This window comes from Amycolatopsis sp. NPDC104587 (assembly GCF_055583645.1).
The window spans coordinates 26,218-51,489 of the sequence record NZ_JBVJNO010000010.1 but is presented as its reverse complement, the minus strand read 5'-3'; the positions used below and the strand labels follow the sequence as shown (position 1 = coordinate 51,489).

At 71.3% G+C, this 25,272-nt stretch carries 20 protein-coding genes; 9 read left to right on the top strand and 11 right to left on the bottom strand.

Going from position 1 to position 25,272, the window contains the following annotated elements:
- The gene (locus ACZ61C_RS29970) at positions 1-447 is read right to left on the bottom strand and encodes a hypothetical protein (RefSeq protein WP_465311194.1); all 447 of its coding nucleotides are present in this window, start codon (positions 445-447) and stop codon (positions 1-3) included.
- 41 nt (positions 448-488) lie between these two features.
- Complete coding sequence (locus tag ACZ61C_RS29965) at positions 489-1,469, bottom strand: heme o synthase (RefSeq protein ID WP_465311193.1); 981 nt, start codon at positions 1,467-1,469, stop codon at positions 489-491.
- A gap of 294 nt (positions 1,470-1,763) precedes the next feature.
- Between ACZ61C_RS29965 and tkt the strand changes: the two genes are divergently transcribed.
- From tkt to pgl, 6 genes are read left to right on the top strand one after another with little or no spacing between them, the layout of a single operon-like run.
- On the top strand, positions 1,764-3,863 hold the full coding sequence (tkt, locus tag ACZ61C_RS29960) for a transketolase (protein WP_465311192.1): 2,100 nt from the start codon (positions 1,764-1,766) through the stop codon (positions 3,861-3,863).
- An 11-nt stretch (positions 3,864-3,874) separates the two neighbouring features.
- Positions 3,875-4,987 (top strand): transaldolase, encoded by a 1,113-nt coding sequence (tal, locus tag ACZ61C_RS29955; RefSeq protein WP_465311191.1) that lies wholly within the window; start codon positions 3,875-3,877, stop codon positions 4,985-4,987.
- A gap of 8 nt (positions 4,988-4,995) precedes the next feature.
- A complete protein-coding gene (locus ACZ61C_RS29950; protein WP_465311190.1) occupies positions 4,996-6,618 on the top strand; it encodes a glucose-6-phosphate isomerase in 1,623 nt (540 codons plus the stop codon).
- Entirely contained in the window at positions 6,615-8,138 is a 1,524-nt protein-coding gene (gene zwf / locus ACZ61C_RS29945; protein WP_465311189.1) for a glucose-6-phosphate dehydrogenase, read from the top strand. The genes ACZ61C_RS29950 and zwf overlap by 4 nt, the downstream gene beginning before the upstream one ends.
- The gene (gene opcA / locus ACZ61C_RS29940) at positions 8,135-9,184 is read left to right on the top strand and encodes a glucose-6-phosphate dehydrogenase assembly protein OpcA (RefSeq protein WP_465311188.1); all 1,050 of its coding nucleotides are present in this window, start codon (positions 8,135-8,137) and stop codon (positions 9,182-9,184) included. The genes zwf and opcA overlap by 4 nt, the downstream gene beginning before the upstream one ends.
- Complete coding sequence (pgl, locus tag ACZ61C_RS29935; RefSeq protein WP_465311187.1) at positions 9,181-9,960, top strand: 6-phosphogluconolactonase; 780 nt, start codon at positions 9,181-9,183, stop codon at positions 9,958-9,960. The genes opcA and pgl overlap by 4 nt, the downstream gene beginning before the upstream one ends.
- Positions 9,961-10,011: 51 nt before the next feature.
- Here pgl and ACZ61C_RS29930 read toward each other — a convergent pair whose 3' ends face one another.
- Entirely contained in the window at positions 10,012-10,575 is a 564-nt protein-coding gene (locus ACZ61C_RS29930) for a TetR/AcrR family transcriptional regulator (RefSeq protein ID WP_465311186.1), read from the bottom strand.
- Positions 10,576-10,699: 124 nt separating this feature from the next.
- On the opposite strand from ACZ61C_RS29930, the gene ACZ61C_RS29925 reads away from it, so the two are divergent.
- Both ACZ61C_RS29925 and ACZ61C_RS29920 read left to right on the top strand, forming a co-directional pair.
- Positions 10,700-11,827, top strand: a complete 1,128-nt coding sequence (locus tag ACZ61C_RS29925) for an FAD-dependent oxidoreductase (protein WP_465311185.1) — start codon at positions 10,700-10,702, stop codon at positions 11,825-11,827.
- Positions 11,828-12,117: 290 nt separating this feature from the next.
- Positions 12,118-13,317, top strand: coding sequence for a sensor histidine kinase (locus ACZ61C_RS29920; protein WP_465311184.1), 1,200 nt, complete (start codon positions 12,118-12,120; stop codon positions 13,315-13,317).
- A gap of 458 nt (positions 13,318-13,775) precedes the next feature.
- On the opposite strand, the gene ACZ61C_RS29915 is transcribed toward ACZ61C_RS29920, so the two are convergent.
- The 6 genes from ACZ61C_RS29915 to ACZ61C_RS29890 all read right to left on the bottom strand — a co-directional run bounded on the left by ACZ61C_RS29915 (position 13,776) and on the right by ACZ61C_RS29890 (position 19,157).
- Positions 13,776-14,120: an RNA polymerase-binding protein RbpA gene (locus ACZ61C_RS29915; RefSeq protein WP_086671261.1), complete on the bottom strand. Its 345-nt coding sequence runs from the start codon at positions 14,118-14,120 to the stop codon at positions 13,776-13,778.
- Between the two features lie 106 nt (positions 14,121-14,226).
- Positions 14,227-14,457 (bottom strand): preprotein translocase subunit SecG, encoded by a 231-nt coding sequence (gene secG, locus ACZ61C_RS29910; RefSeq protein ID WP_086845181.1) that lies wholly within the window; start codon positions 14,455-14,457, stop codon positions 14,227-14,229.
- A 127-nt stretch (positions 14,458-14,584) separates the two neighbouring features.
- A complete protein-coding gene (tpiA, locus tag ACZ61C_RS29905) occupies positions 14,585-15,370 on the bottom strand; it encodes a triose-phosphate isomerase (protein WP_465311183.1) in 786 nt (261 codons plus the stop codon).
- Complete coding sequence (locus tag ACZ61C_RS29900) at positions 15,370-16,584, bottom strand: phosphoglycerate kinase (RefSeq protein ID WP_465311182.1); 1,215 nt, start codon at positions 16,582-16,584, stop codon at positions 15,370-15,372. The genes tpiA and ACZ61C_RS29900 overlap by 1 nt, the downstream gene beginning before the upstream one ends.
- 5 nt (positions 16,585-16,589) lie before the next feature.
- Complete coding sequence (gap, locus tag ACZ61C_RS29895) at positions 16,590-17,591, bottom strand: type I glyceraldehyde-3-phosphate dehydrogenase (RefSeq protein ID WP_465311181.1); 1,002 nt, start codon at positions 17,589-17,591, stop codon at positions 16,590-16,592.
- A 384-nt stretch (positions 17,592-17,975) separates the two neighbouring features.
- Positions 17,976-19,157, bottom strand: a complete 1,182-nt coding sequence (locus ACZ61C_RS29890) for a winged helix DNA-binding domain-containing protein (RefSeq protein ID WP_465311180.1) — start codon at positions 19,155-19,157, stop codon at positions 17,976-17,978.
- Positions 19,158-19,332: 175 nt separating this feature from the next.
- On the opposite strand from ACZ61C_RS29890, the gene ACZ61C_RS29885 reads away from it, so the two are divergent.
- Entirely contained in the window at positions 19,333-19,977 is a 645-nt protein-coding gene (locus ACZ61C_RS29885; protein WP_465311179.1) for a LysE family translocator, read from the top strand.
- Positions 19,978-19,983: 6 nt separating this feature from the next.
- Here ACZ61C_RS29885 and ACZ61C_RS29880 read toward each other — a convergent pair whose 3' ends face one another.
- Complete coding sequence (locus ACZ61C_RS29880) at positions 19,984-20,772, bottom strand: TIGR03620 family F420-dependent LLM class oxidoreductase (protein ID WP_465311178.1); 789 nt, start codon at positions 20,770-20,772, stop codon at positions 19,984-19,986.
- Between the two features lie 38 nt (positions 20,773-20,810).
- Positions 20,811-25,271, bottom strand: a complete 4,461-nt coding sequence (locus tag ACZ61C_RS29875) for a coiled-coil domain-containing protein (RefSeq protein ID WP_465311177.1) — start codon at positions 25,269-25,271, stop codon at positions 20,811-20,813.
- Between the last annotated feature and the right edge of the window lies 1 nt (position 25,272).

The following is a 25,272-nucleotide window of genomic DNA, read 5'->3' as shown; positions in this document are numbered from 1 at the left end:
TCAGGGGATTCCGGTGCTCGAGCTCGCGACTCGGTGGAGGTCGCCTGCCCGCCCGTAGTACGCCCCCTCGACGACGGAAACCACGATCTGGGCGTCCGGCTGCCAGTAGGCGCGCAGTTCGCCCGCTTCGGCCCGGTAGGGCACCTCCCGCAGCGGCACCCCGCGGTCGGCGAGCACCGCGCCGACCTCGTCGAACGTCACCAGACCGGGGAAGTCGCCGTAGCGGTCGCGGATCACCCGGTTGACCAGCCCGGGCCCGGGATACCGGAGGCGATGGGCCTGCACCGAGAAGTGGGTCCCCGACCAGCGCCCCTCGATCCGCTCCCAGAAGAACTCGACGAGACCGTGGTCACGGAACAGGGAACGCTTCGACGGGTTGTCGCCGTAATCGTCGCCGAACAGCTCCACCACCCGCTCGGGTGACCACGTGTGGTCGGCCCCGAGCACGGTGCCCGACTCGATGACGTCGGCGAAGAACCCCGCCGGGCTCAGAACGGGAGGCCGAGGGTCGGCAGGCCGATCGCCGAGTCGACGGCCAGCGCGACGAACACGATCATCAGGTAGGTGTTCGACCGGTGGAACAGCGCCATCGGCTTGGTCTCTTCCCCGCGGCGGACCGCCGCCTGCAGGCTGTGCGCGTAGAAGAGGAACCAGCCGCCGGCCAGGATGGCGAACGTGCCGTACAGCCAGGACGTCACCGGGAGCAGCAGCAGCGTCCACGCCACCATCACCCACGAGTAGATGACGATCTGCCGGGCGACGTGCTGGGCGGTGGCGACCACCGGCAGCATCGGGACGCCCGCGCGCTCGTAGTCGTCGCGGTACTTCATGCCCAGCGCCCAGGTGTGCGGCGGCGTCCAGAAGAAGATGACGCCGAACATCACGAACGCCGGCCACTGCACGGTGCCGGTGACGGCCGCCCAGCCGATGACCACCGGCATGCAGCCCGCCGCGCCGCCCCAGACCACATTCTGTGACGTGCGCCGCTTGAGGCCGAGCGTGTAGACGAAGATGTAGAAGAGGATCGTCGCGACCGCGAGGATGGCCGACAGCAGGTTCACCGTGAAATAGAGCACGGCGGCCGAGGCGACGCCCAGCACCAATCCGAAGATCAGCGCGCCGCGCCGCGGCACCGAGTCCTTCACCAGCGGCCGGCGCTTCGTGCGGTTCATCACCTTGTCGATGTCCGCGTCGATCACGCAGTTGAGCGCGTTCGCGCTGCCCGCGGCCATCGTCCCGCCGACCAGCGTGGCCAGGACCAGCCACGGCGACGGGATCTGACGGCCGGCGAGGAACATCGCCGGGATGGTGGTGACCAGGAGGAGCTCGATCACCCGCGGCTTCGCCAGTGCGGCGTAGGCGCCGACGACCTGGCGGATGCTTCGCCGGTCACCGTGCGGTCGTTCACCGGTCGGGTGCACGGCGCTGGTGTCGTCACTGCGTCCGTGCGCAGCGTTCACCAACGACATTTCACTCCCTGCGTCAGGTTCGGGGTGGGCCCGCTGCCGGAGGCGTGTGGTGCCGCTGAAAACCGCCGGTGTGAACCCTCGAACGATGTTAGACGTGGTGAATCCCGTGGGTGATCGCGGGTCTGGAACGGGTCCAAGCACTAGGCTGGCCGCGACGGGCCGCGATTACCCCTGCGCACGGCCGCGAGCAGGAATATCGTCCCTTCGGGATCGATTGAGATAGATGTCCGTGCGCACGGGTAACCGGAACGAGGAAGACCAGCCGCAACCATCATGACCGGGAGTTGGAGTTCAGTGTCCGAAACCGCCCCTACCAGCGAGAACAACCCACTCCTCCGGCGTAACGTCCCCGCCGACTGGACCGACACCGACACCCGCGCCGTGGACACCGTCCGGGTGCTCGCCGCGGACGCGGTCGAGAACTGTGGCAGCGGCCACCCCGGCACCGCGATGAGCCTGGCGCCGCTGGCCTACACGCTGTTCCAGCGCACCCTGCGGCACGACCCGAACGACCAGAACTGGCCGGGCCGTGACCGCTTCGTCCTGTCGGCCGGGCACTCGAGCCTGACGCTCTACATCCAGCTGTACCTCGCCGGCTACGGCCTCGAGCTCGAGGACCTCAAGCAGCTGCGCAAGTGGGGCTCGAAGACCCCGGGTCACCCGGAGTACCGCCACACCGACGGTGTCGAGACCACCACCGGCCCGCTGGGGCAGGGCCTGGCGAACGCCGTGGGCATGGCGATGGCCGCCCGCCGCGAGCGCGGCCTGCTCGACCCGGACGCCGCGCCCGGCGAGAGCATCTTCGACCACTACATCTTCGCGATCGCCTCCGATGGCGACATCGAAGAGGGCGTCACCTCCGAGGCCTCGTCCATCGCGGGCCGCCAGGAGCTGGGGAACCTGATCGTCTTCTACGACGACAACAAGATCTCCATCGAGGACGACACGAACATCGCGCTCTCCGAAGACACCGTCGCGCGCTACGAGGCCTACGGCTGGCACACCCAGGTCGTCGAGGGCGGCGAGGACGTCGTCGCGATCGAAGAGGCGATCAAGAACGCGAAGGCCGAGACCGGCCGCCCGTCGTTCATCGCGCTGCGGACCGTGATCGGCTACCCGGCGCCGAAGAAGATGGGCACCGGCAAGGCGCACGGCGCGGCGCTGGGCGGCGAAGAGGTCGCGGCGGTCAAGGAGATCCTCGGCTTCGACCCGGCGCAGTCGTTCCAGGTCGAGGACGACGTCATCAAGCACACCCGCCAGGCGCTCGAGCGCGGCAAGGCCGCCCACGCCGAATGGCAGGAGAAGTACGAGGCGTGGGGCGCCGCGAACCCGGAGCGCAAGAAGATCGGCGACCGGATGGCCACCCGCACGCTGCCCGAGGGCTTCGCCGACAACCTCCCGAAGTGGGAGCCGGACCCCAAGGGCATCGCGACCCGCAAGGCCTCCGGTGAGGTGCTCAACGCCCTCGCCGAGCCGCTGCCGGAGCTGTGGGGCGGTTCGGCCGACCTGGCCGAGAGCAACAACACCACGATGAAGGGCGCCGACTCGTTCGGCCCCGAGAAGGCCGCCACGGACATGTGGGCGGCGAACCCGTACGGCCGGACGCTGCACTTCGGCGTCCGCGAGCACGCCATGGGCTCGATCCTCAACGGGATCGCGCTGCACGGCGGCACCCGCCCGTACGGTGCGACGTTCCTGATCTTCTCCGACTACATGCGCCCGCCGGTCCGGCTGGCCGCGCTGATGAAGGCGCCGGTCACCTACGTCTGGACGCACGACTCGATCGGCCTGGGCGAGGACGGCCCGACGCACCAGCCGATCGAGCAGCTTTCCGCGCTGCGCGCGATCCCGGGCCTCAACGTCGTCCGCCCGGCGGACGCCAACGAGACCGCCTACGCGTGGAAGGCCGTGCTGGAGGACATCCACCACCCGTCCGGCCTGGCGCTCACCCGCCAGAACGTGCCGGTGCTCGAGGGCACCAGCGCCGAAGGCGTCGCCAAGGGCGGTTATGTCCTGGCCGACTCCGACGGCACCCCGGACGTCGTGCTGATGGCCACCGGTTCCGAGGTCCAGCTCGCCGTCGAGGCGAAGAAGACCCTCGAGGCCGACGGCGTCAAGGCACGCGTCGTGTCGATGCCGTGCGTCGAGTGGTTCGACGCGCAGGACGCGGCCTACCGCGAGTCCGTCATCCCGGCCGGGGTGAAGGCCCGCGTGTCCGTCGAGGCGGGCATCGCCCAGTCGTGGCACCGCTTCACCGGTGACGCCGGGGTGAACGTTTCGATCGAGCACTTCGGCGCCTCCGCCGATGCCGCCACACTGTTCCGTGAGTTCGGTTTCACCACGGAGGCAGTCGTCGACGCGGCCCGCCGCTCGATCGCCAACACCAAGAACTGAAGGGGATAGTAATGAGCAACGACAAGCTCGCCGCACTGTCCGAAGCCGGCGTATCGATCTGGCTCGACGACCTCTCGCGCGAACGCCTGAACACCGGCAACCTCGCCGACCTGATCCGCGACAAGCACGTCGTCGGCGTGACGACCAACCCGACGATCTTCGCCAACGCGATGTCGAAGGGCGACGCCTACGACGAGCGGACCCGCGAGCTGGCCGCCCAGGGCGCCGACGTCGAGGCGACCATCCGCGACCTGACCACGACCGACGTGCGCAACGCCGCGGACCTGTTCCGCGACGTCTACACCGCCACGAACGGCGTCGACGGCCGCGTCTCCATCGAGGTCGACCCGCGCCTGGCCAAGGACACCGGCAAGACGGTGGCCGAGGCGAAGGACCTGTGGAAGACCGTCGACCGGCCGAACGTGCTGATCAAGATCCCGGCCACCGAAGAGGGCCTGCCGGCGATCACCGCCACGCTGGCCGAGGGCATCAGCGTCAACGTCACGCTGATCTTCTCCGTCGAGCGCTACAAGAAGGTCATCGAGGCCTACTTCGCCGGCCTGGAGCAGGCGAAGGCCAACGGCCACGACCTGCGCGGCATCCACTCGGTCGCGTCGTTCTTCGTGTCCCGTGTGGACACCGAGATCGACAAGCGCCTGGAGGCCATCGGCTCGGACGAGGCGCTGGCCCTGCGCGGCAAGGCCGCCGTCGCCAACGCGCGCCTCGCCTACGCGGCCTTCGAGGAGCTCTTCGCCACGGATCGCTGGAAGGCCCTCGCGGCCGACGGCGCCCACGCGCAGCGCCCGCTGTGGGCCTCGACCGGCGTGAAGAACCCGGACTACTCCCCGACGCTGTACGTCGACGACCTGGTCGTCAAGGACACCGTCAACACCATGCCGGAGAAGACCCTCGACGCAGTCGCCGAGCACGCCGACCTCCAGGGCGACCGGGTCAGCGGCCACGGCAAGGACGCGCAGCAGGTCTTCGACCAGCTCGAGGCCGTCGGCATCGACATCACCGACGTGTTCCTCGTCCTGGAGAACGAGGGCGTCGAGAAGTTCGAGAAGTCCTGGACGGAACTGCTCGACACCGTCAACGGCCAGCTCGAAAAGGCGAAGGGCTGAAGCACGACATGACGACAGGGGAAAACACCGGCGTCGAGATCGTGGACGCCGCGCTGGCGGAGCGGGCCGCTCCGCTGGCCGAGCGGCTGGTCGCGGACCAGGCCGCGTCGAAGCTGGCGGCCCAGGACGCCACGCTGTGGGGTCCGGACGCCGAGTCCGAGGCGTCGATCCGGCTCTCGTGGACGTCGCTGCACAAGTCGTCCCGGCCGCTGATCGGCGAGATCGAAGCCCTGCGGACCGAGCTGCGGTCCGAGGGTGTCGATCGCGTCGTGCTGGCCGGCATGGGCGGCTCGTCGCTGGCGCCGGAGGTCATCACCGGCACCGACGACGTCGCGCTGACCGTGCTCGACACGACCGACCCGGGCCAGGTCGCCGACGCGCTCGCCGGCGACCTCGAGCGCACGGTGATCGTCGTGTCGTCGAAGTCGGGCGGCACCGTCGAGACCGACAGCCACCGGCGGATCTTCGCGAAGGCGTTCACCGACGCGGGGATCGACGCGGCCCGGCGGATCGTGGTCGTCACCGACCCGGGCTCGCCGTTCCAGGAGCTGTCCGAAAAGGAGGGTTACCGCAAGACCTTCCTTGCCGACCCGCACGTCGGCGGCCGCTACTCGGCGCTGACCGCGTTCGGGCTCGTCCCGGCCGGGCTGGCCGGCGCGGACGTCGCCCGCCTGCTCGACCAGGCCGCCTCGGTGGCCGAGGACCTCGCCGCGGACTCGGTGGACAACCCGGCGGTCAAGCTGGCCGCCGCGTGGGCCGCCGCGCACGAGACCGGCGCCGAGAAGGTCGTTCTGGCCGACTCCGGTTCCGGCATCAAGGGCTTCCCGGACTGGGCCGAGCAGCTGATCGCCGAGTCCACCGGCAAGCAGGGCACCGGGTTGCTGCCCGTCGCGGTCGAGGGCACGGAGGCGCCCGGCTTCGCCGACGCGAAGTCCGACGCCACCCCGGTCGCGGTCGGCGCCCCGAAGGGCGCGGCGAAGATCGCCGTCACCGGCTCGCTCGGCGCGCAGTTCCTGCTCTGGGAGTTCGCCACGGCGCTGGCCGGCCAGCTGCTCGGGATCAACCCGTTCGACCAGCCCGACGTCGAAGCGGCCAAGAAGGCGGCGCGCGCGCTGCTGGACGACCCGGAGAAGCTGAAGGGCGGCGAAGAGCCGTCCACTGTGGATGGACCGGTCGAGATCTTCGGCAGCGACGGGGTTTCCACGGACGGCAGCCTGACCGACGTGCTCCGCGCGTTCTTCGCTTCGGCGCCGGAAGCCGGTTACATCGCGGTGCAGGCCTACCTGGACCGCCTCGACGACGCGTCGACCGAGCTGCTGCGCGGCGAGATCGCCAAGCGCACGCAGCTGCAGACGACGTTCGGCTGGGGCCCGCGGTTCCTGCACTCCACCGGGCAGTACCACAAGGGCGGCCACCAGAACGGGGTCTTCCTGCAGCTGTCCGGCGCCGTCGAGCAGGACCTCGAGGTGCCGGAGCGGCCGTACACCCTGGGGCAGCTGCAGCACGCCCAGGCCCTGGGCGACGGGCAGGTGCTCGCCGAGCACGGCCGCCCGGTGCTGCGCCTGCACCTGACCGACCGGGCCGCGGGCCTCGCGGCCGTCGTCCGCGCGGTACAGGAGGTCGACGCATGACCTGGCGCAACCCGCTGCGCGATCCGCGGGACAAACGGCTCCCGCGCATCGCCGGGCCGTCCAGCCTGGTGATCTTCGGGGTCACCGGCGACCTGGCCCGCAAGAAGCTGATGCCCGCCATCTACGACCTGGCCAACCGCGGGCTGCTGCCCGCGGGCTTCTCGCTCGTCGGGTTCGCCCGCCGCGACTGGGAGCACCAGGACTTCGGCGAGCTCGTGCACGACTCGGTCAAGGCGCACGCGCGCACGCCGTTCAAGGAGTCGGTCTGGAACCGGCTCGCCGAAGGCATCCGGTTCGTCCAGGGCACCTTCGACGACGACGACGCCTTCGACCGGCTCGCGCAGACGGTCAAGGACCTCGACAAGGAACGCGGCACCGGCGGCAACACCGCCTTCTACCTGTCGATCCCGCCCGGCGCGTTCCCGGTGGTGACCAAGCAGCTGGCCCGCTCCGGGCTCGCGAACGCCGACGAGAACACCTGGCGCCGCGTGGTCATCGAGAAGCCGTTCGGGCACGACCTGAAGAGCGCCGAAGAGCTGAACGCGATCGTCAACGACGTCTTCCCCGAGGAGTCGGTGTTCCGCATCGACCACTACCTCGGCAAGGAGACGGTCCAGAACATCCTGGCGCTGCGCTTCGCGAACCAGCTGTTCGAGCCGATCTGGAACGCCAACTACGTCGACCACGTGCAGATCACCATGGCCGAGGACATCGGCCTCGGCGGCCGCGCGGGGTACTACGACGGCATCGGCGCCGCGCGCGACGTCATCCAGAACCACCTGCTGCAGCTGCTCGCCTTCACCGCGATGGAGGAGCCGCTCTCGTTCGAGCCGCGGGCCCTGCGCGCGGAGAAGATCAAGGTGCTCTCGGGCACCAGCGCGATCGGGCCGCTGAGCCAGACCACCGCGCGCGGCCAGTACGCGGGTGGCTGGCAGGGCGGCACGAAGGTGCCGGGCCTGCTGCAGGAAGAGGGCTTCGCGAAGGACTCGAAGACCGAGACCTACGCCGCGGTGACCCTGGAGGTGCAGAGCCGCCGCTGGGCCGGGGTGCCGTTCTACCTGCGCACCGGCAAGCGGCTCGGCCGCCGCGTCACCGAGATCGCCGTGGTGTTCAAGCGGGCGCCGCACCTGCCGTTCGACTCGACGTCGACCGAGGAGCTGGGGCAGAACGCCCTGGTCATCCGGGTGCAGCCGGACGAGGGCATCACGCTGCGGTTCGGCTCCAAGGTGCCGGGGACCACGATGGAGGTCCGCGACGTCACCATGGACTTCGGTTACGGGCACGCGTTCACCGAGTCCTCCCCCGAGGCCTACGAGCGCCTGATCCTCGACGTCCTGCTCGGCGAGCCGTCGCTGTTCCCGGTCAACGAAGAGGTCGAGCTCTCCTGGAAGATCCTCGACCCGGTGCTGGAGCACTGGGCCAAGGAGGGCTCGCCGGAGCAGTACCCGCCGGGCACCTGGGGCCCGCCGTCGGCGGACGAAATGCTGGAGCGCACCGGCCGGAAATGGAGGCGCCCGTGATCATCGACCTGCCGTCCACCACGACTTCGGCGCTCAACAAGAAGCTGGTGGAGATCCGCGAACAGGGCGGGCAAGTCGCGCTCGGCCGGGTGCTGACGCTCGTCATCGTGGCCGACGACGACAGCCACCTCGAGGCGGCGATCGAAGCGGCCAACGGCGCGAGCCGTGAGCACCCGTCGCGGGTGATCGTGGTCGCCAAGGGGGCGCGCACCGCGTCGCCGCGCATCGACGGCCAGATCCGGGTCGGCGGCGACGCCGGCGCGAGCGAGGTCATCGTGCTGCGGCTCTACGGCCCGCTGGCCGCGCAGGGCCAGAGCGCGGTCGTGCCGCTGCTGCTGCCGGACGCGCCGATCGTCACCTGGTGGCCCGGCGCCGGCCCGAAGGACCCGGATAAGGACCCGCTCGGCGAGCTGGCCCAGCGCCGGATCACCGACTCGGCCGCGGAGAAGAGCCCGGTGCGGGCCCTGACCACGCGGGCGAAGGCGTACGTGGCGGGCGACACCGACCTGGCCTGGACGCGCCTGACGCACTGGCGCGCCCAGCTCGTGTCGGCGCTGGACCTGCCGCCGTACGAGAAGGTCACCGCCGCGACAGTGACCGGCGAGGCCGACTCGCCGTCGACCGAGCTGCTGGCCGCGTGGCTGGCGGAGTACCTGAAGGTGCCGGTCAAGCGGGTCAAGAGCTCGGGCGCGGCCGGGATCATCTCGGTGAACCTGGAGCGTCGTTCGGGCGCGGTGGAGCTGCACCGGCCGGACGGCCGCGTCGGCACGCTGACCCAGCCGGGCCAGCCGACCCGGCGGATCGCCCTGCAGCGGCGCAGCACCCAGGACTGCCTGGTCGAGGAGCTGCGCCGGCTCGACCCGGACGAGGTCTACGAGGCGTCGCTGCACGGCCTGGGCAAGATCACGTCCGGTACGAACGGCAAGACCGGCGCGCCGGCCAAGCCCGACGTCACCTCCGCGGGGGCCGCGGCCGCCGCCGAGAAGGCACCGGCTGCCGAGAAAGCGCCGAAGAAGGCGGCTGCGGGGAAGAAGAGCGCTTCATGAGCAAGACCGAGGTGGTCGTCTACGCGAACCAGGACCTGCTGGCGGCCGCCGCGGCCGCCCGGCTGGTCACGCGGCTGGTGGACGTCCAGGCCGCCAAGGGCTCGGCGTCGCTCGTGCTCACCGGCGGCGGCACCGGCATCGCGGTGCTGTCCGAGCTGCGGGCGTCCTCGGCCCGGGACGCGATCGACTGGTCGCGCCTGGACATCTACTGGGGCGACGAGCGGTTCGTCCCGGCGGGTTCGGACGAGCGGAACGAGAAGCAGGCCCGCGAGGCCCTGCTGGACCACGTGCCGCTGGATCCCAAGCGGGTCCACGCGATCGCCGCCTCGGACGGCGAGTTCGGCGACGACGTGGACGCCGCCGCGGCGGCGTACGCGCACGTGCTGGCGGACAACGCGGACCCGGAGGACCACGGCGACGTCCCGTCGTTCGACATCATGCTGCTCGGCCTCGGCGGCGAGGGGCACACGGCGTCGGTGTTCCCGGAGTCCCCGGCGGTGTACGAGACCGAGCGTTCGGTGGTGGCGGTCCGCAACTGCCCCAAGCCGCCGCCGACACGGGTTTCGCTGACCCTGCCGGCGATCCGGCGGGCGCGGGACGTCTGGCTGATGACGGCCGGCGACGCGAAGGCCGACGCGGTGGCGCTGGCGTTGTCGGGAGCGGGCGAAGTCCAGCTCCCGGTGGCGGGGGCGCGGGGGCATCGGCGGACGCTGTGGCTGCTGGATCGGGCTGCGGCCGGGAAGCTGACGAAGGTGTATCAGCCGCCTACGGCGTGAGTTTCTTGAAGGCCCCCTGCTTCGGCAGGGGGCCTTCGTTCTTTTGCGCGGCTATTTCGTCCGCCAGCCGCGGCCCAGGTTGCCGAAGATCTCCTCGGCCGCTTTGCGCGGGTTCTCGTGGGCCACGATCAGGTCCCGGGACGCCAGTGCGAACCGGGCCAGCGACGCGCACGAGACGTCGTCCTCGGGGGCGCCCTGCTCCTCCGCTATCGCGCGGGCCAGCGCCGTCTCGTGGCGCATCCACATCCGCCTGCCGTAGTCGCGCAGGGGTGGGGTGCTCTCGATCAGGCTGAGGAACTCGGGGCTCGGGCCGCCGTCGGCGATGTCGCGCAGGACGTGCTCGCGCAGGGCGTCCACAATCGTGTGGCCCGGCGGGCGGCCGCGGACCGCGAGGACCAGCGCCGCCTCGATGTCGTCGTCCTGGTCGAACAGCAGTGCTTCCTTGCTGGGGAAGTACTTGAACAACGTCGTCACCGAGACGTCCGCCGCGTCCGCGATCTCCTTCACCCCGACCGCGTCGTAGCCCCGCTCGAGGAACAGCTCCAGTGCCGCGTCGGCCAGCGCCTGCCGGGTCTGCGCCTTCTTGCGCTCGCGGCGCCCGATCACTTCGGTCATGGGCTCCAGCCTACGTGATCGTGGACTCACTTCAAAAGTTGAGTCGTTGCACTTTTTGAGTCACTGTGCTTTTCTGGAGTCACGCCGCCGGACCGCCGGTGGCCCCGACTTCCAGGGGGAAGCCATGACCACCACCAAGATCGACACTCTCAAGATCGACACCGCCAGGATCGCGATCGTCGGCGCCGGGCTCGGCGGGCTCGCCTGTGCCCGCGTCCTGCAGCTGCGCGGCCTCGACGTCACCCTGTTCGAACAAGAAGCCTCCGCCGACGCCCGCCCCCAGGGCGGCACGCTCGACATGCACGGCGACACCGGCCAGGTCGCGCTGCGCACCGCCGGCCTCCACGACGAGTTCCGCGCCCTCTCCCGGCCCGAAGGCCAGCAGATGCGCGCCCTCGACCCGTCGAGCGGCGAGGTCGTCGTGGACGAGGTCCTCGCCGACGGTGCGGACTTCCGCCCGGAGATCGACCGCGGCCAGCTCCGCGGGCTTCTCCTCGGCTCCCTGGAGCCCGGCACCGTCCGCTGGGGGCGGCCGGTCACCGACGTCTCCACGACCGGGCGTCTGGCCTTCGCCGACGGCACCGCCCAGGACTTCGACCTGGTGATCGGCGCCGACGGCGCGTGGTCGCGCGTCCGCCGCGCCCTCACCGGCGTCCGGCCGGAGTACAGCGGGGTCACGTTCGTCGAGTTCGGGCTCGACGACGCCGACCGCCGTCATCCGGCCCTCGCCGCGCTGACCGGCCAGGGCACGATGATGACGAAGGTCGGCGGCCAGGCGCTCTTCGCGCAGCGCAACAGCAACGGCCACATCCGCTGCTACGCCGTCTTCTACGCGTCGGAAGACTGGGTCGCCGGTGTCGACTTCGCGGACACGGCCGCCGTGCGCGCGGGCCTGCTGGAGCGCTACGCCGGCTGGGACACGGGCCTGCTCGCGTACCTGCGGGACTTCGACGGCGGGTTCACGCCGCGGCCGCTGTACGTCCTGCCGGTCCCGCACGCGTGGACCCACACGCCCCACCTGACGCTGCTCGGCGACGCGGCGCACCTGATGCCGCCGCTCGGGGTCGGCGCGAACCTCGCCCTCCTGGACGGCACCGAGCTCGCCACGGCGCTGGCGACCGCGTCGAGCGTCGGCGAGGCCGTCCGGACCTACGAGGCCGGGATGCTGCCGCGGTCGATCGAGACGGCGAAGGCGTGCGCCTCGGGTCTGCACGACCTGCTCAGCGACGACCTCCGGTCGATGGCGGCCTGAGAACTACCGCCGGACGGCCACACGTGGGTAACATGATTCCCACGATGTGGTCGTCTTGGTGCACGCTGGGAAGCAGAGCTCCCACTCTCGGTAGCACCCGTCCGTGGCTATCGCCCGGATGGACCAGTCGATTGCGAAATCCGGACGCCGGAACGCCGACGGCGGGTGAAACTTACCGTCTTCGTACGCCACCTCGTTAGCATCCGCACATTTGTCCGTTGCTGCGCGTCCCGATCGGGCCCTGAGCACCTCTCACCATCAAGTCCACAAGACGAATGGGGTCGCCAGCGATGAGTACAGAGGGACTCTCGATTCCAGGCATCTCGATCGGAGCCTCGGGGCCGTCGGCCGCCGAGCGGGTCCGAAAGCGCGGGCTGAGCCTGTTCGGCTCGGTGCCCCGCCCCGCCGTGGTCACGTTCGCCATCGAGGCGGCCGCGGTCATCCTGGCCGTGCTCGACGTCTGGCTGGTGATCCCCGAGAAGGCCCAGCCGTACTCGATCTACCTGTCCGGCGCCGCGTGCCTCGCGGTCGTGTTCCGCCGGAAGTTCCCGTTCCTCGCCGTGCTCGTCGCGGTGCCCGGCTTCCTGGCCGGCTGGGCGCAGCTCGCGTCGATGATCACCCTCGGCATGCTCGCCACCCGCCGCCAGCTGCACTGGCAGGTCTGGGTCGGCGCCGGGCTGGTGTGGATCTGCCGGTTCGTGCAGTGGCCCCTGGAGGACTTCGCCGAGCTCTCCTGGCGCGAGCACATCCTCGACGGCATCTACGGCGTGCTGGTCGCCGGCATGCCGATCGCGATCGGCCTGCTCATCGGAGCGCGGGCCGAGGTTGCGAACAAGCTCGCCGAGCTGGCCACGAGCCGCGACCGCGAGCGCCGCTTCCACGCCGACGCCGTCCGCGCCGAGGAGCGCGCCCGGCTGGCCCGCGAGATGCACGACGTCGTCTCGCACCAGATCACGCTGATCGCGATGCAGGCGGGCGCGCTGCAGGCCCAGACCACCGACGACCGCGCGCAGGAGACGGCGCAGGTCATCCGCACGCTGTCGAAGCGGACGCTGGAGGAGCTGCGTTCCCTGCTGAGCGTCCTGCGCGCGGACGACGGCGACGACGGCCCCCGCCCCGGGATCAACGACCTCGACCGGCTGATCCGGACGTCGGAGGTCCCGGTGCACCTGTCGGTGGAGCACCTGCCGGAGGCCCTGCCGAACCAGGTCTCGGCGGCGGCGTACCGGACGGTGCAGGAGTGCCTGACGAACGTCCACAAACACGCCCCGGGCGCAACGGCGACGATCCGCATCCACGGCGAGCACGGCGCCCTCAAGATCGAGGTCCGCAACGAGCGCGCGAACCGGCCGTCGGAGAAGCTGCCTTCGGGTGGGCACGGGCTGACGGGACTGGCCGAGCGGGCGCGGCTGCTGGGCGGGAGTTTCGAGACGTCGGGCACCGAGGACGGCGGGTTCCGGGTCCGGGCTCGTTATCCCCTGGACCGCTGAGGGCGGCCGCCGGCCCCCGGTCTCCATTTTACGGGTGGGGTCGGACGGTTTCGGGTTCACAGGAGCTGCGAACGGCGGATTCCGGGCTTTCGTGGCCGGGATCTGCCGTTCGCGGCTTTCTTGGCCGGGGAACTGTCGGGGTCCTGCCGTAGCGTGGAAACGGGGGCTGCTCAGGCGCGGAAAGGCCTGCGTGTGCTCCGGCAGCCGGTTCGCGTGCTTGGAGGGGCGACTCGCGTGCCTCGTGAGTCAGCTCGCGTGTCTGAAGGGTCGACTCGCGTGATTGAGCGGTCAACTCGCGTGATTGAAGCGCCGACACACGCGCCCGGGGGGCGGGTCACGCACCCGAAGAAGCGACTCGTGCTCCTGGAGACCGCGGTCCGGGCCGCGGAGTATTCAGGCCCCGGAACGCGCGAAAACCACCCCGAGGTGTCCCGGGGTGGTCTCCGGCCGGCAAACGCTTAGATGATCTCCCGGCGCTGACGCAGGCGCTCGAGGGCTTCGGCCAGGATGGCCTCGCCGTCGGCGTCGCTGCGCCGCTCCTTCACGTAGGCCAGGTGGGTCTTGTACGGCTCCGTCCGCGGCGCGGCCGGCGGGTTCTTCTCGTCCTGCCCGCCGGGGAGCCCGCAGCGGGGGCAGTCCCACTCGTCGGGGATCTCCGCGTCGAGCGCGAACGACGGGCGGGCTTCGTGCCCGTTGGCACACCAGTAGCCGACGCGGCGTCGCGGCGCCGACTCACCTCGTTCCGATTCGCCCGTAGGTCCGGCACCCACCCGGGTGCCCCGAATCGCGTTACCGCCAACCATGAATCCTCACACCTATGGAATCGGCGGCGCGCCCCCCAATAGGCACGCCGAATCGCTGCGCCCTGCCGCCGTGACCCGGTCTCGATCGACGACGTGACGCCGGACGTCACACCTTGAGCAGCAGGCCCAGCCCCACGATGCTGATCAGCCAGACCGCGCCCAGCAGCAGGGTGATCCGGTCGAGGTTCTTCTCGGCCACGCTCGACCCCGCCAAGCTGGACTGCATCCCACCGCCGAACAGCGACGACAGGCCACCACCCCGGCCACGGTGCAGGAGAACCGCCACCACGAGGAACACGCTGGTGACGATCAACAGGATTTGCAGGAACAGCTTCATGTCATCCTCTGGGCTCTAGGAGAATGCAGGGGTACGGCATGGTCGTTTCCGACCACCACCGTACCCCTGGACTCGTCCACTGCTGTGTGACGGACCGGATACACAGGTTACCCGGTCGTGGCCTCGATCAGGGCAGCGGCCCGCCCGCGGCGAGTGCGCAGAGTTTCGTGAACTCCTCGCCGTCGAGGCTCGCTCCGCCGACCAGGGCACCGTCGATGTTCTCGCAGCCCACCAGCTCGCTGATGTTGCCCGATTTGACCGATCCCCCGTAGAGCACCCGGACGGACGAAGCGACCTCGTCGCCGTACTTCTCCTGGAGGGTGGCGCGGATGGCCTTGCAGACCTCTTCGGCGTCGGCCGAGGAGGCGACCTTGCCGGTGCCGATCGCCCAGACCGGCTCGTACGCGACGACCACGCTCGTGACCTGCTCGGCCTTGAGGCCCTTCAGGCCCTCGATCAGCTGCGTCGTGGTGTGGTGGATGTGCTCGCCGGCCTCGCGGACCTCGAGCTTCTCCCCGATGCAGAGGATCGGCGTGATGCCGTGCTTGAGCGCGGCCTTGACCTTCTTGTTGACCAGCTCGTCGGTCTCGGCGTGGTACTCGCGCCGCTCCGAGTGCCCGACGGTGACGAACTTGCAGCCCAGCTTCGCCAGCATCAGGCCCGAGATGTCACCGGTGTAGGCGCCGGAGTCCTGCGGCGCGATGTCCTGGGCGCCGTAGGTGAGCGACAGCTTGTCGCCGTCGACCAGGGTCTGCACGCTGCGGATGTCGGTGAACGGCGGCAGCACCGCCACGTCGACCTTCGCGTAGTACTTCTCCGGCAGCGCGAAGGCGATCTTCTGCACCAGCGCGATCGCCTCGAGGTGGTTCTGGTTCATCTTCCAGTTGCCGGCGATGAACGGCTTGCGTGCCACTAGTTCTTCTCCTCCAGGGCGGTGACGCCCGGCAGTTCCTTGCCCTCGAGGTACTCCAGCGAGGCACCGCCGCCGGTGGAGATGTGCGAGAAGCCGTCTTCGGGCAGCCCGAGCTGGCGGACGGCCGCCGCCGAGTCGCCGCCGCCGACCACGGTGAACGCGTCGCTCTTGACCAGGGCTTCCGCGACGGCACGGGTGCCGCCGGAGAACGCCTCGAACTCGAACACGCCCATCGGGCCGTTCCAGAACACGGTCTTGGCGTCGGCCAGCTTGCCGGCGAACAGCTCGCGCGTCTTCGGGCCGATGTCGAGACCCTGTCGGTCGGCCGGGATGGCGGTGGCGTCGACGACCTCGTTCTCGGCGTCGGCCGCGAACTCCATCGCCGCGAGGACGTCGACCGGCAGCACCAGTTCGACGCCGCGCTTCTCGGCTTCGGCGAGGAAGCCCTTGACCTGGTCGAGCTGGTCGGCCTGCAGCAGCGACTGGCCGACCTCGTGGCCCTGGGCCTTGAGGAAGGTGTACGCCATGCCGCCGCCGACGAGCAGCCGGTCGACCTTGGTCAGCAGGTTCGCGATGACACCGAGCTTGTCGGACACCTTCGCGCCGCCGAGCACGACCACATACGGCCGCTGGACGTCGTCGGTGAGCTTCTTCAGCACGTCGAGCTCGGCCAGCACCAGGCCGCCCGCGTACGCCGGGAGCACCGACGCGACCTCGTAGACCGAGGCCTGCTTGCGGTGCACCACGCCGAAGCCGTCGGAGACGAACGCGCCGCCCGGGACGAGCGCGCCCAGCTCGGCGGCCAGCTCCGAGCGGTCCACGGCGTCCTTGCTGGTCTCGCGCGCGTCGAAGCGCACGTTCTCCAGCAGGACGACACCGCCGTCGGCCAGGCCGGCGGTCAGGGCCTTCGCGGAGTCGCCGACCAGGTCACCGGCGAGGGTGACGTCGGCGCCGAGCAGCTCGGAGAGCCGCTGGGCGACCGGGGCCAGCGTGTACTTCGGGTCCGGCTCGCCCTTGGGGCGGCCGAGGTGCGCGGTGACGACGACCTTCGCGCCCGCTTCGGCGAGCTTCTTGATCGTCGGCAGCGCGGCGCGGACCCGGCCGTCGTCGGTGATGCGAGACCCGTCGAGCGGGACGTTCAGGTCGGAACGCACGAGTACGTACCGGCCCTGAACGCCCTCGCCCAGCAGGTCGTCGAGGTTCTTGACGGACATCCGGCTCAGAGCTTCGAGCCGACGAGCTTGATCAGGTCCGCGAGGCGGTTGGAGTAGCCCCACTCGTTGTCGTACCAGCCGACGACCTTGACCTGGTTGCCGATGACCTTGGTCAGCGGCGAGTCGTAGATGCAGGACGCCGGGTCGGTGACGATGTCCGAGGACACGATCGGGTCGACCGAGTAGCGCAGGATGCCGGCGAGGGGGCCCTCGGCGGCGGCCTGGTAGGCGGCGTTGATCTCCTCGACGGTGGCGGACTTCTTCAGGGTCACCGTGAGGTCGGTGGCCGAGCCGGTCGGGACCGGGACGCGGAAGGCGAAGCCGTCCAGCTTGCCCAGCAGCTCCGGCAGCACGAGGCCGATCGCCTTGGCGGCGCCGGTCGAGGCGGGCACCACGTTCAGCGCGGCGGCGCGGGCGCGGCGGAGGTCCTTGTGCGGGCCGTCCTGCAGGTTCTGGTCCTGCGTGTACGCGTGGATCGTGGTCATCAGGCCGTGCTCGATGCCGAACGAGTCGTTGAGCACCTTGGCCAGCGGGCCGAGGCAGTTCGTGGTGCACGACGCGTTGGAGATGATGTTCTGCGAGCCGTCGTACTTGTCGTCGTTGACGCCCAGCACGATGGTGAGGTCCTCGCCCTTGGCGGGCGCGGAGATGATGACCTTCTTCGCGCCGCCGGCGATGTGCGCCTTGGCGGCGTCGGCGTTGGTGAAGAAGCCGGTCGACTCGACCACGACGTCCACGCCCAGGTCGCCCCAGGGCAGGTTGGCCGGGTCGCGCTCGGCGAGGGCCTTGATGGTCTTGCCGTCCACGACGATGCCCTCGTCGCTGACGCTGACCTCACCCGGGAACCGGCCCAGGATGGAGTCGTACTTCAGCAGGTGGGCCATGGTGGCGACGTCGCCGAGGTCGTTGAAGGCGACGACCTCGATGTCGTGGCCGCTGGCCTGCACGGCGCGGAAGAAGTTGCGGCCGATGCGGCCGAAGCCGTTGACACCTACGCGAACGGTCACTGCTGCCACTCCTCTGAGGATCGGCCGGAGTCCCGGCCGTGACTTGCGGGCTCGCGGCAACCCTAGCGTGCGGGCATGCGCGTCCCTGACTGCCCTGACGAGACTTCCACCACTTGGCGAACGGGTCAAGAATCGATTAAGAAGTCTGGTGGTTTCCGGGTGGGTCCGCCGGGTGGACCACGGTGGACCGGTGAGGCTCGCGGTTCGGCGGTTCCGGCTGGGAGTGCGGGGTGCGGGCGGGTGACGAGGAGGTGTTCCGCGAGGCGCTGGAACGATTCAGTCGATCGGGCCGGAAGGCGGCTTCCGGCCGCTGTCCGACGCCGGGTTCCGGGCGCGCGGGAGCGGGCGTGAGGTCCGTGACTCGACCGATCCAGCGAGACCGCTTCACCCGGTCAGCTCCCGCTCCAGCGGTGTCCGGAACCGCGGCACCGCACGAACCTCGCCGTACCAGCCCGCGCAGCGGTCCGCCTCCGCCTCGACCATTGCCGTGGCCTCCTTCCCCACCTCCTCCAGCAGCCGGAACACGACTTCGCCCGAGGCGCGCTGGGCCCAGCCGCCCACCACCCGGCCGTTCAGCCAGATCGTCGGGCCGATGTTGCCGCTGCGGTCGAACAGCGCCGGGCGGTGCGGGCCCAGGAACCAGTCCCTCTCCTGCCAGCCCATCGGGGTCGGGTCCAGGGCCGGGAGGAACGCCACCCACGGCGGCGGCGACGGCACCGGTGAAACGTCGTCCGGCAGCACCACGCCCGGGACGCCGTCGAGATCGACCTCGGCCGGCTTCAGCACGGCCAGCGCCTTCTTCGTCTGGCCGGCCGTCCAGCCCGTCCACCAGCGCAGGTCGGTCACCGGCGCCGGGCCGTACGCCCGCAGCCAGCGCCGGGCCAGCTCGACCCGCGCCTCCTCCGCCTCCCACGGACGCAACCCCGGCGCCCAGGCATCCATCGGGTGCCAGACGTACTGGGTGCTGATCCAGCTGCCCCGCGGGCGGCCGCGGACGATCCGGCCGCTCGCCGCCAGCAGGAACAGCACCCGGCTGGTGACGTTGCCGATCGCCTCGTACGGCTTCCCCGCCGCCATCAGCAGCTGCTGGCGCAGCCTCGGCTCGTCCTCGCTCAGCTGCTGCGCCGTCGCCGAGCCGCGGGCGCGCAGGGCCGCCTCCACCGCGGCTTCGACCTCGGCCAGCCACTTCCCCGGCTCCGGCACGTTTTCCGGGTGGCCCTGCTGCCCGAGGTGCTGCTCCAGGAGCTTCCGCTGCTTGACCTCGATGTCCGCGGAGCACGCGGCCTGCACGAGCGCCGCCGTGTCCAGGCCGGTGACGAACACCGTGCGGCGCATGCCCAGCAGCCGCAGCAACGTGCGGTCCTCGTACAGCGCCTGTTCCACCGCGGCGATCGCCGGGGACGCGAGCCGCGCGCACGCCGACAGGTGGACGGTCGCCGGGTCGGTGGCGTGCAGCGCGACCACCCCGGTCACGGCGTCGGCCACCGTGGCCGCGGGCGCGGCCAGGTGGTGCCGGACGGCGAGACGGGCCCGGCGCTGCTCGGTGCTGATCTTCGGCGGAGGCACCCGCTGGTCTTACCACCCCGCACCGACAAAAACGCCTGGTTGCCCGGTCGGGGGCAGGTTACCGATTCGACCACGAGAAGGCCGACCCCCGGAGCGGCAAGCGCCCGTCGCCGCGAAAGCCGTTCGGCCGTGACTGTGGTCGGATCGGTGACGATCGGCACAGTACGCTCGCGGCATGGTCTCCGGTACGCACTTCGCGGCCTTCGCCGCGCTGACCTTCCTCATGGTCGTCGTCCCCGGCCCGAGCGTGCTCTTCACGATCAGCCGCGCGCTCACCGTCGGCCGGCGCGACGCGCTGCTCACCGTCCTCGGCAACTCCGCGGGCGTCTACACGCAGGTCGTCGCGGTCGCGTTCGGCCTCGGCGCGCTCGTCACGACGTCGGCCGCGGTGTTCACCGGGATCAAGATCGCGGGCGCGATCTACCTGGTGTACCTGGGGATCCAGGCGTTCCGGCACCGGCGGAAGCTGTCCGACGCGATGGCGGCGAAGGTGCGCACCACCGCGGGCCGCGTCTTCACCGTGCTGCGCGACGGTTTTGTCGTCGGCTTCGCCAACCCGAAGTCGATCGTATTCCTCGCGGCGCTGCTGCCCCAGTTCGTCGACCCGGCGGCCGGGTCGGTGCCGGCGCAGATGCTGCTGCTCGGCCTGTGCCTGCCCGCGATCGCGCTGGCCACCGACACCGCGTGGGCTTTGGTGGCGGGCACCGCGCGCGCGTGGTTCGCCCGCTCACCGAAGCGCCTGGAGATGGTCGGCGGCACCGGCGGCCTCGTCATGATCGGCCTCGGCACCACGCTGGCCTTCACCGGCCGGGGTGACTGAACACGGTCAGCGGATGGCCTCCGCCAGCGCGGGCCACCACTCGCGGGGCAGGTCACCGGCCGGGACGACCACCTGGTCCGCCCCCGCCGCCCAGTATTCGCGCAGGCGGGCCACCACGGCGTCGAGGTCGCCGCGCACGGTGAGCCCGTCGACCAGCCGGTCCGACAGGTCCGCGATGTCGGCGTCGGTGAAGCCCATGCGGCGGAAGTTGTTCGCGTAACCCGGCATCCCGGCCAGGAACCGGAGCGAGCCGGAACGGGCCTTCTCGCGGGCCGCGGAGACGTCGGAGTCCGGGACGACGCTCAGCAGCACCACCAGCTGCTTCCCCGCGCCGAGGATCTCCCGTGCCGACGCGACGTAGTCCGTCGTCACCAGGAACGGGTACGCGCCGGCCGCGCGGTCCCGCGCCAGCTCCAGCATCTTCGGGCCGAGCGCCGACAGGATGCGGTCGGCCGCCGGGACGGTGTCGTCCAGCTCGTCGAGGTAGTCGTTCAGCGTGGCCAGCGGACGCGGGCCCTGGGCGCCGCCGAGGCCGACGACGAACCGCCCGGCCGGCAGGTCCGCGTACGCCCGGGCGACGTCGGCCGCGGGCACCCGGTCGACCGGCAGGATCCCGCTCGCCACCGGGATCTTCGCCGTCCCGTGGATCACGTCGGTGATCAGCGGCAGGTTGTTCCCCTGCCCGCCGGCCAGCCACAGCGTGGCGTAGCCCAGCTCGTCCAGCTCCGCGGCGGCCGTGACTGTCTCCGGCCCGGTCGTGCCCACCGTGGCGCCGAGCGCCCCCAGGTTCGTCATGCGCGCGTCAACCTCCCGCGCCCCCGGGGTGTTCCGGGTCAGGCGCGCTGTTCGCCTTCGGCGGAATCCTCGGGCTCGTCGGCGGTCCGGGAGAACATCCGCGTCGCCGAGAGGCGCGCGACGCCGTCGGGCTCGCCCAGGTCCGCCAGCGACGTGCGGATCGTCGAGTCGACCGACAGGTACTTGCGGCCCGCCCGCAGGTCGGCGTCGTTGCGCAGCCGCACGATCAGCGGGAACTCCGACAACGCGCCCGCGTCGAACAGGCCCGTCGTGTAGATCAGCTGCACGCCCAGCGCTTCCGCCACCGCGCGCTGCAGCTCCAGCAGGTACCCCGCGGACGCGCGGCCGATCGGGTTGTCCAGGAACAGCACACCCGAGTGCCGGTTGCGGACCTTGCCGCGGTTGTTGGCCCGCAGCGCCGCCAGCGTGCAGTACAGGATGATCGCCGCGGTCAGCTGCTGGCCGCCGGAGAAGACGTCGCGGATCTCCGAGACGCGCTGGCGTTCGGTTCGCAGCACCGAGTCCGGCTTGAGCATGTCGACGCGGAAGCCCTTCGGCGCCGCGGCCCGGACTCCGCGCAGCACCAGGGAAAGCCCGTCGCGCTTGACGTCGCGGCCGTCCGCCGTCTTGCCCACGGCGGCCTCGTCGACGACCTCCCCGAGCTTCTCGGTGAGCGCGTTGTCCTCCAGCTCGGTGAAGCGGATCCGGAGGAACTCCTGCCCGGACCAGTCGCCGAGGCCGTCGGGCAGCCGGGAGACGCGCTGGGCCGAGCGCAGCTGCCGGAGCGCGCCGTCGACCATGCCCTGCAGGCGCGTGATGATGCCGCCGCGGTGCCGGTCGATCTGCGCGAGGTCGTCGGTGAGCGACCGCAGCCGCGGCCGCAGCGCTTCGGCCCACTCGGCGGCGTGCGCAGGGAGCTGGTCGCGCTTGACGGAGATGACCTGCTGCCGCACCGGCGTGCTCAGCTTTTCGAACCGCTTCTCCGTCGCGTACTGCGCGAGCTGGTCGGCGGCGGCACGCACCCGGCGGTCACCGGCGTCGGCGGCTTCCTGCGCCTGGCCGTGCGTCGCGTTGAGACGGCTGTGCTGGGCACGAGCGGTCTCGACGTCGCCGTCGTACGCCGCTGCATCGGTGTCGGTGACCAGGTGGGCCATCGACTCCGCCAGCAGCGCGAACCCGGAGGCGGAGTTGCGAGCCGACTCCAGCGTCGCCTCGGCCGCGGCCCGGCGTTCCTGCAGCTCTTCCCACTTCCGCGCGGCCACGGACACTTCCAGCCCGGCGGCGTCGATCAGCTCCAGGCCGTGCTCGATGTCGCGCGGCTTCTCCCCCGTGACGCCGTTCTGCAGCGGCAGCGCGTCCAGCTCGGCGCGCCGGGTCGAGACCAGGCCGATCGCCTCGGTGCGCTCGTCCTCCAGGCCGTCGACGACCCGGCGGGCGCGCGCCAACGCGGCCGCGCGGGCCGAGGCGTCGGAGCCGTCGGGGGTTTCCAGCAGTTCCGCGGCCCGCGAACGGACGGCTTCGTCGAGCGACTCGACGGCCGAACCCGCGGCCGCTTCGGCCGACTCGGCCTGCTCCAGCTCGGCCCGCAGGTCACTGCCGACCTCGACCTTCGCGTACGACTCGGACGCCGACAGGTAGGTCCGCCGCAGCGCGTCGACCGGCTCGGACGGCACTTCACCGTCGGCCGCGTCGGAAGCACCGGGAACCTCGGCCAGCTCGGCGCGGGCGGTGGTCGCGGTCCGGCGGTGGCCGTCGGCGGTGCGCTGCTCCTCCCCCGCCTGCTCACGCAGCCGCGCGGCCTTGCCGGCGGCGTCGGCGGCCTGCAGGTCGGCGCGCTCGGCGACCTCGGTGGCGCGCTCGACGTCCTCGGTCCACTCCGCGATCCGGGCGCCGCGCGCCCCCAGCTCACCGAGTCGCCGCGCCTTCTCTTCGGCTTCGGCCGCGGCCGCGCGCAGCTCGGGGACGCGCTCACGCAGTGACGCAGTCTTTTCGCTGAGCCGCGCGAACTCCGCGTCCGCCTGCTCCAGCGCCGTGCGCGCGGTTTCGCGCGCGGTGCGGGCCGCCTGGGCCTGCTCGGCGAGCGTCGCGATGGCGCCGGGCGGGTAGTCCTCACGCCAGGTCGTGAGCTTCCACGTCAACGCGCCGTCCGCGGACAGCTTGGCGGACAACGACTCCAGCCGCCGTTGGCGCTCGGTGTTCCGCCGGGCCACGGCTTCCCGCTCGGCGTCGGCGGCTTCTTCGTCGTACATCGCGGGGTTCGGCGGCACGAGGAACTCCACCCCAGGGGCCGCACTTTCACGTGAAAGTGCGGCCTCGGTGGTGCCGACGGCGATGATCGCGGACGGCAGCAGCCGCCGCTTCGTCAGGACTTCGCGGGCGTGGTCGGTGTGGGCGGCGTCGTTCAGGAGGACACCGGATACCAGCTGCGGCAGGCTTTCCAGCACCTCGTCCCGGCGCGAAGAGTCCAGTTTGGACAGATAGCGCCAGCCCGACCACGCGGTGATCCCGGCTTCTTCCAGGGCGTCCAACGCGGCCTGGACGTCCTCCGGAGGCGGCAGCAGCCCACCCGAGCCGAGGGCGGCCAGCGCGCGCTCGTCGGCGGACTCCTCCATCCGCAGCGCGGTCTGCTCCTTCTCGACGGACGCGCTCGCTTCGCGCAGCCGTTCCAGCAGCACCGGCAGGTCGCTTTCGAGGGCGACGTCGTCCGCGCCGAGCAGCTCGACGAGCCGGCTTTCCGCCGCGAGCGCGTCGGTGCGCCGATGCGCCCGGTCGAGGTCTTCGGTGGCGCGCTCGAAGCGGTCCTGGGTGGTGCCCGCGAGCTGGTGCGCCTCGTTCACGGCCCGTTGCGCCGCTTGGAGATCCGCCGCGACGCGGTCCAGCTCCTGCTCCCGCCGGGCCAGCTCGGCGGACGCCGATTCCGCCGCCGAGCGAGCGGCCCGGGACGCGTCCGCGACGTCGGCGCCCGAGGACAGCAGCCCGCCGCGGACGGCGTTCTGGACCTCTTCCCGCAGCTCGGTGATCCGCGCGGTCAGCCCGCGCGCCTCGGCCCGCCGGGCGGCGGCGAGGTTCGCGGCCTCGTCACGCTCGGTCTGGGCCTTCTCCGCTTCGGCACGCAACGCGCCCGCGTGCGCCTCGGCCTTGTCGGCCTGACGCTGGGCGTCCTGCGCCAGCGAATGCAGCCCGCGGGCCAGCGCGGACGCCGCGTTGTTGCGCGCCTGCAGCGCCGGGCGCGCCTTCTCCTCACGGCTGCCGACGAGCTCGCGCAGGTCCTTCGCCTTGCGGGCCGCGTTCAGCTGGTTGAGCACGGTCGCCGTCTCGCGCCACGCTTCCGCGGCGGTCTTCGCCGTCACGAGTTCGGCGTCGACGCGCTTGCGGGCCTCCTGGGCCTCGTCCAGGCGCAGCACCGCGACCAGGCGGCGCAGCTCCGTGACCCCGGCCGCGAGCCGCCGGTGGTCACCTTCGGCGAGCTTCTCCGCGGACTTGACCTCGGTGACGTGGTCTTCGAGCCCGGACAGCCGCGCGTTCTCCAGCTCGTTGCGCGCGACCACGCGGCCGGCGAGCGACGCCATGTCGGCCTTCGCGGACTCCGCGATCTTCCGCGACTCCGCGGCGACACCTTCTTCGGCGGCCAGCGGGCCGAGCAGATCCAGCGCGCCCGCGACGAAGTCGCGCTCCGACAGCAGGTCGCCGCGCTGCGCAAGGTTGTGCGCGTAGGTCGAGACGACCTCGGCGAGGTCCTTCGGCTCGTCCTCGGAGATCACCGCACGCAGCAGGAACTCGACAAACGCGTCGTCGGTGCCGAAGGCGAACGCGTCCGCCGCCTCACCCTCGCCGGCGTTCATCGCGCGCTGGTAGCGGAACAGCTCGGTGTCGAGCCCGAGCGTGTCGAGCCGGCCGGTCCACTCGTGGTGGCGCCGGGTCCAGGACAGCTCCAGCTCCGGCTCGGCCAGCTGCGCGGCGGCGAGCTTGTCGTGGAAGCCGGACATGGTGAGCAGCCGGCCGTCCTGCGTCATCGGCAGCGAGCCGAGGGCCAGCGCGGCGGTCGGGCGGAAGCAGTACCAGGAGTCGACGAGGTTCTCGGAGTCGGCGGACACGACGTGCCCGCGCCATTCGGAGACCTTGCCGGTGATGATCCGGTGCCCGCTCTCGACGTGCAGCCACTCCAGCACGACGTGCGAGACGTCCTTGGCGGCGACGAACTTCTCGAGCACCTTCGTGCTGGTGGTGCCGACGACCTGGCGCCGCCCGGGCAGCATGACCGAGAAGATCAGCTTGATCAGGACGGACTTGCCACCGCCGTTCTCGAGGAACAGCACGCTCGCCGGGGACGGGCGGCGCAGCTCGGCCGGCCCGGTCGCGTGGATGCCGGCGCTGAACAGCGCGTCCTGCTGGGGCGCGGTGATCCTGGCGCCGACCCCGCTGAAGTCGAGGACGACGTCCTGGTAGCGGGCGCCCGCCGGGCCCACCGAGTGCAGGCGGACCCGCGAAAGCTCGTACATC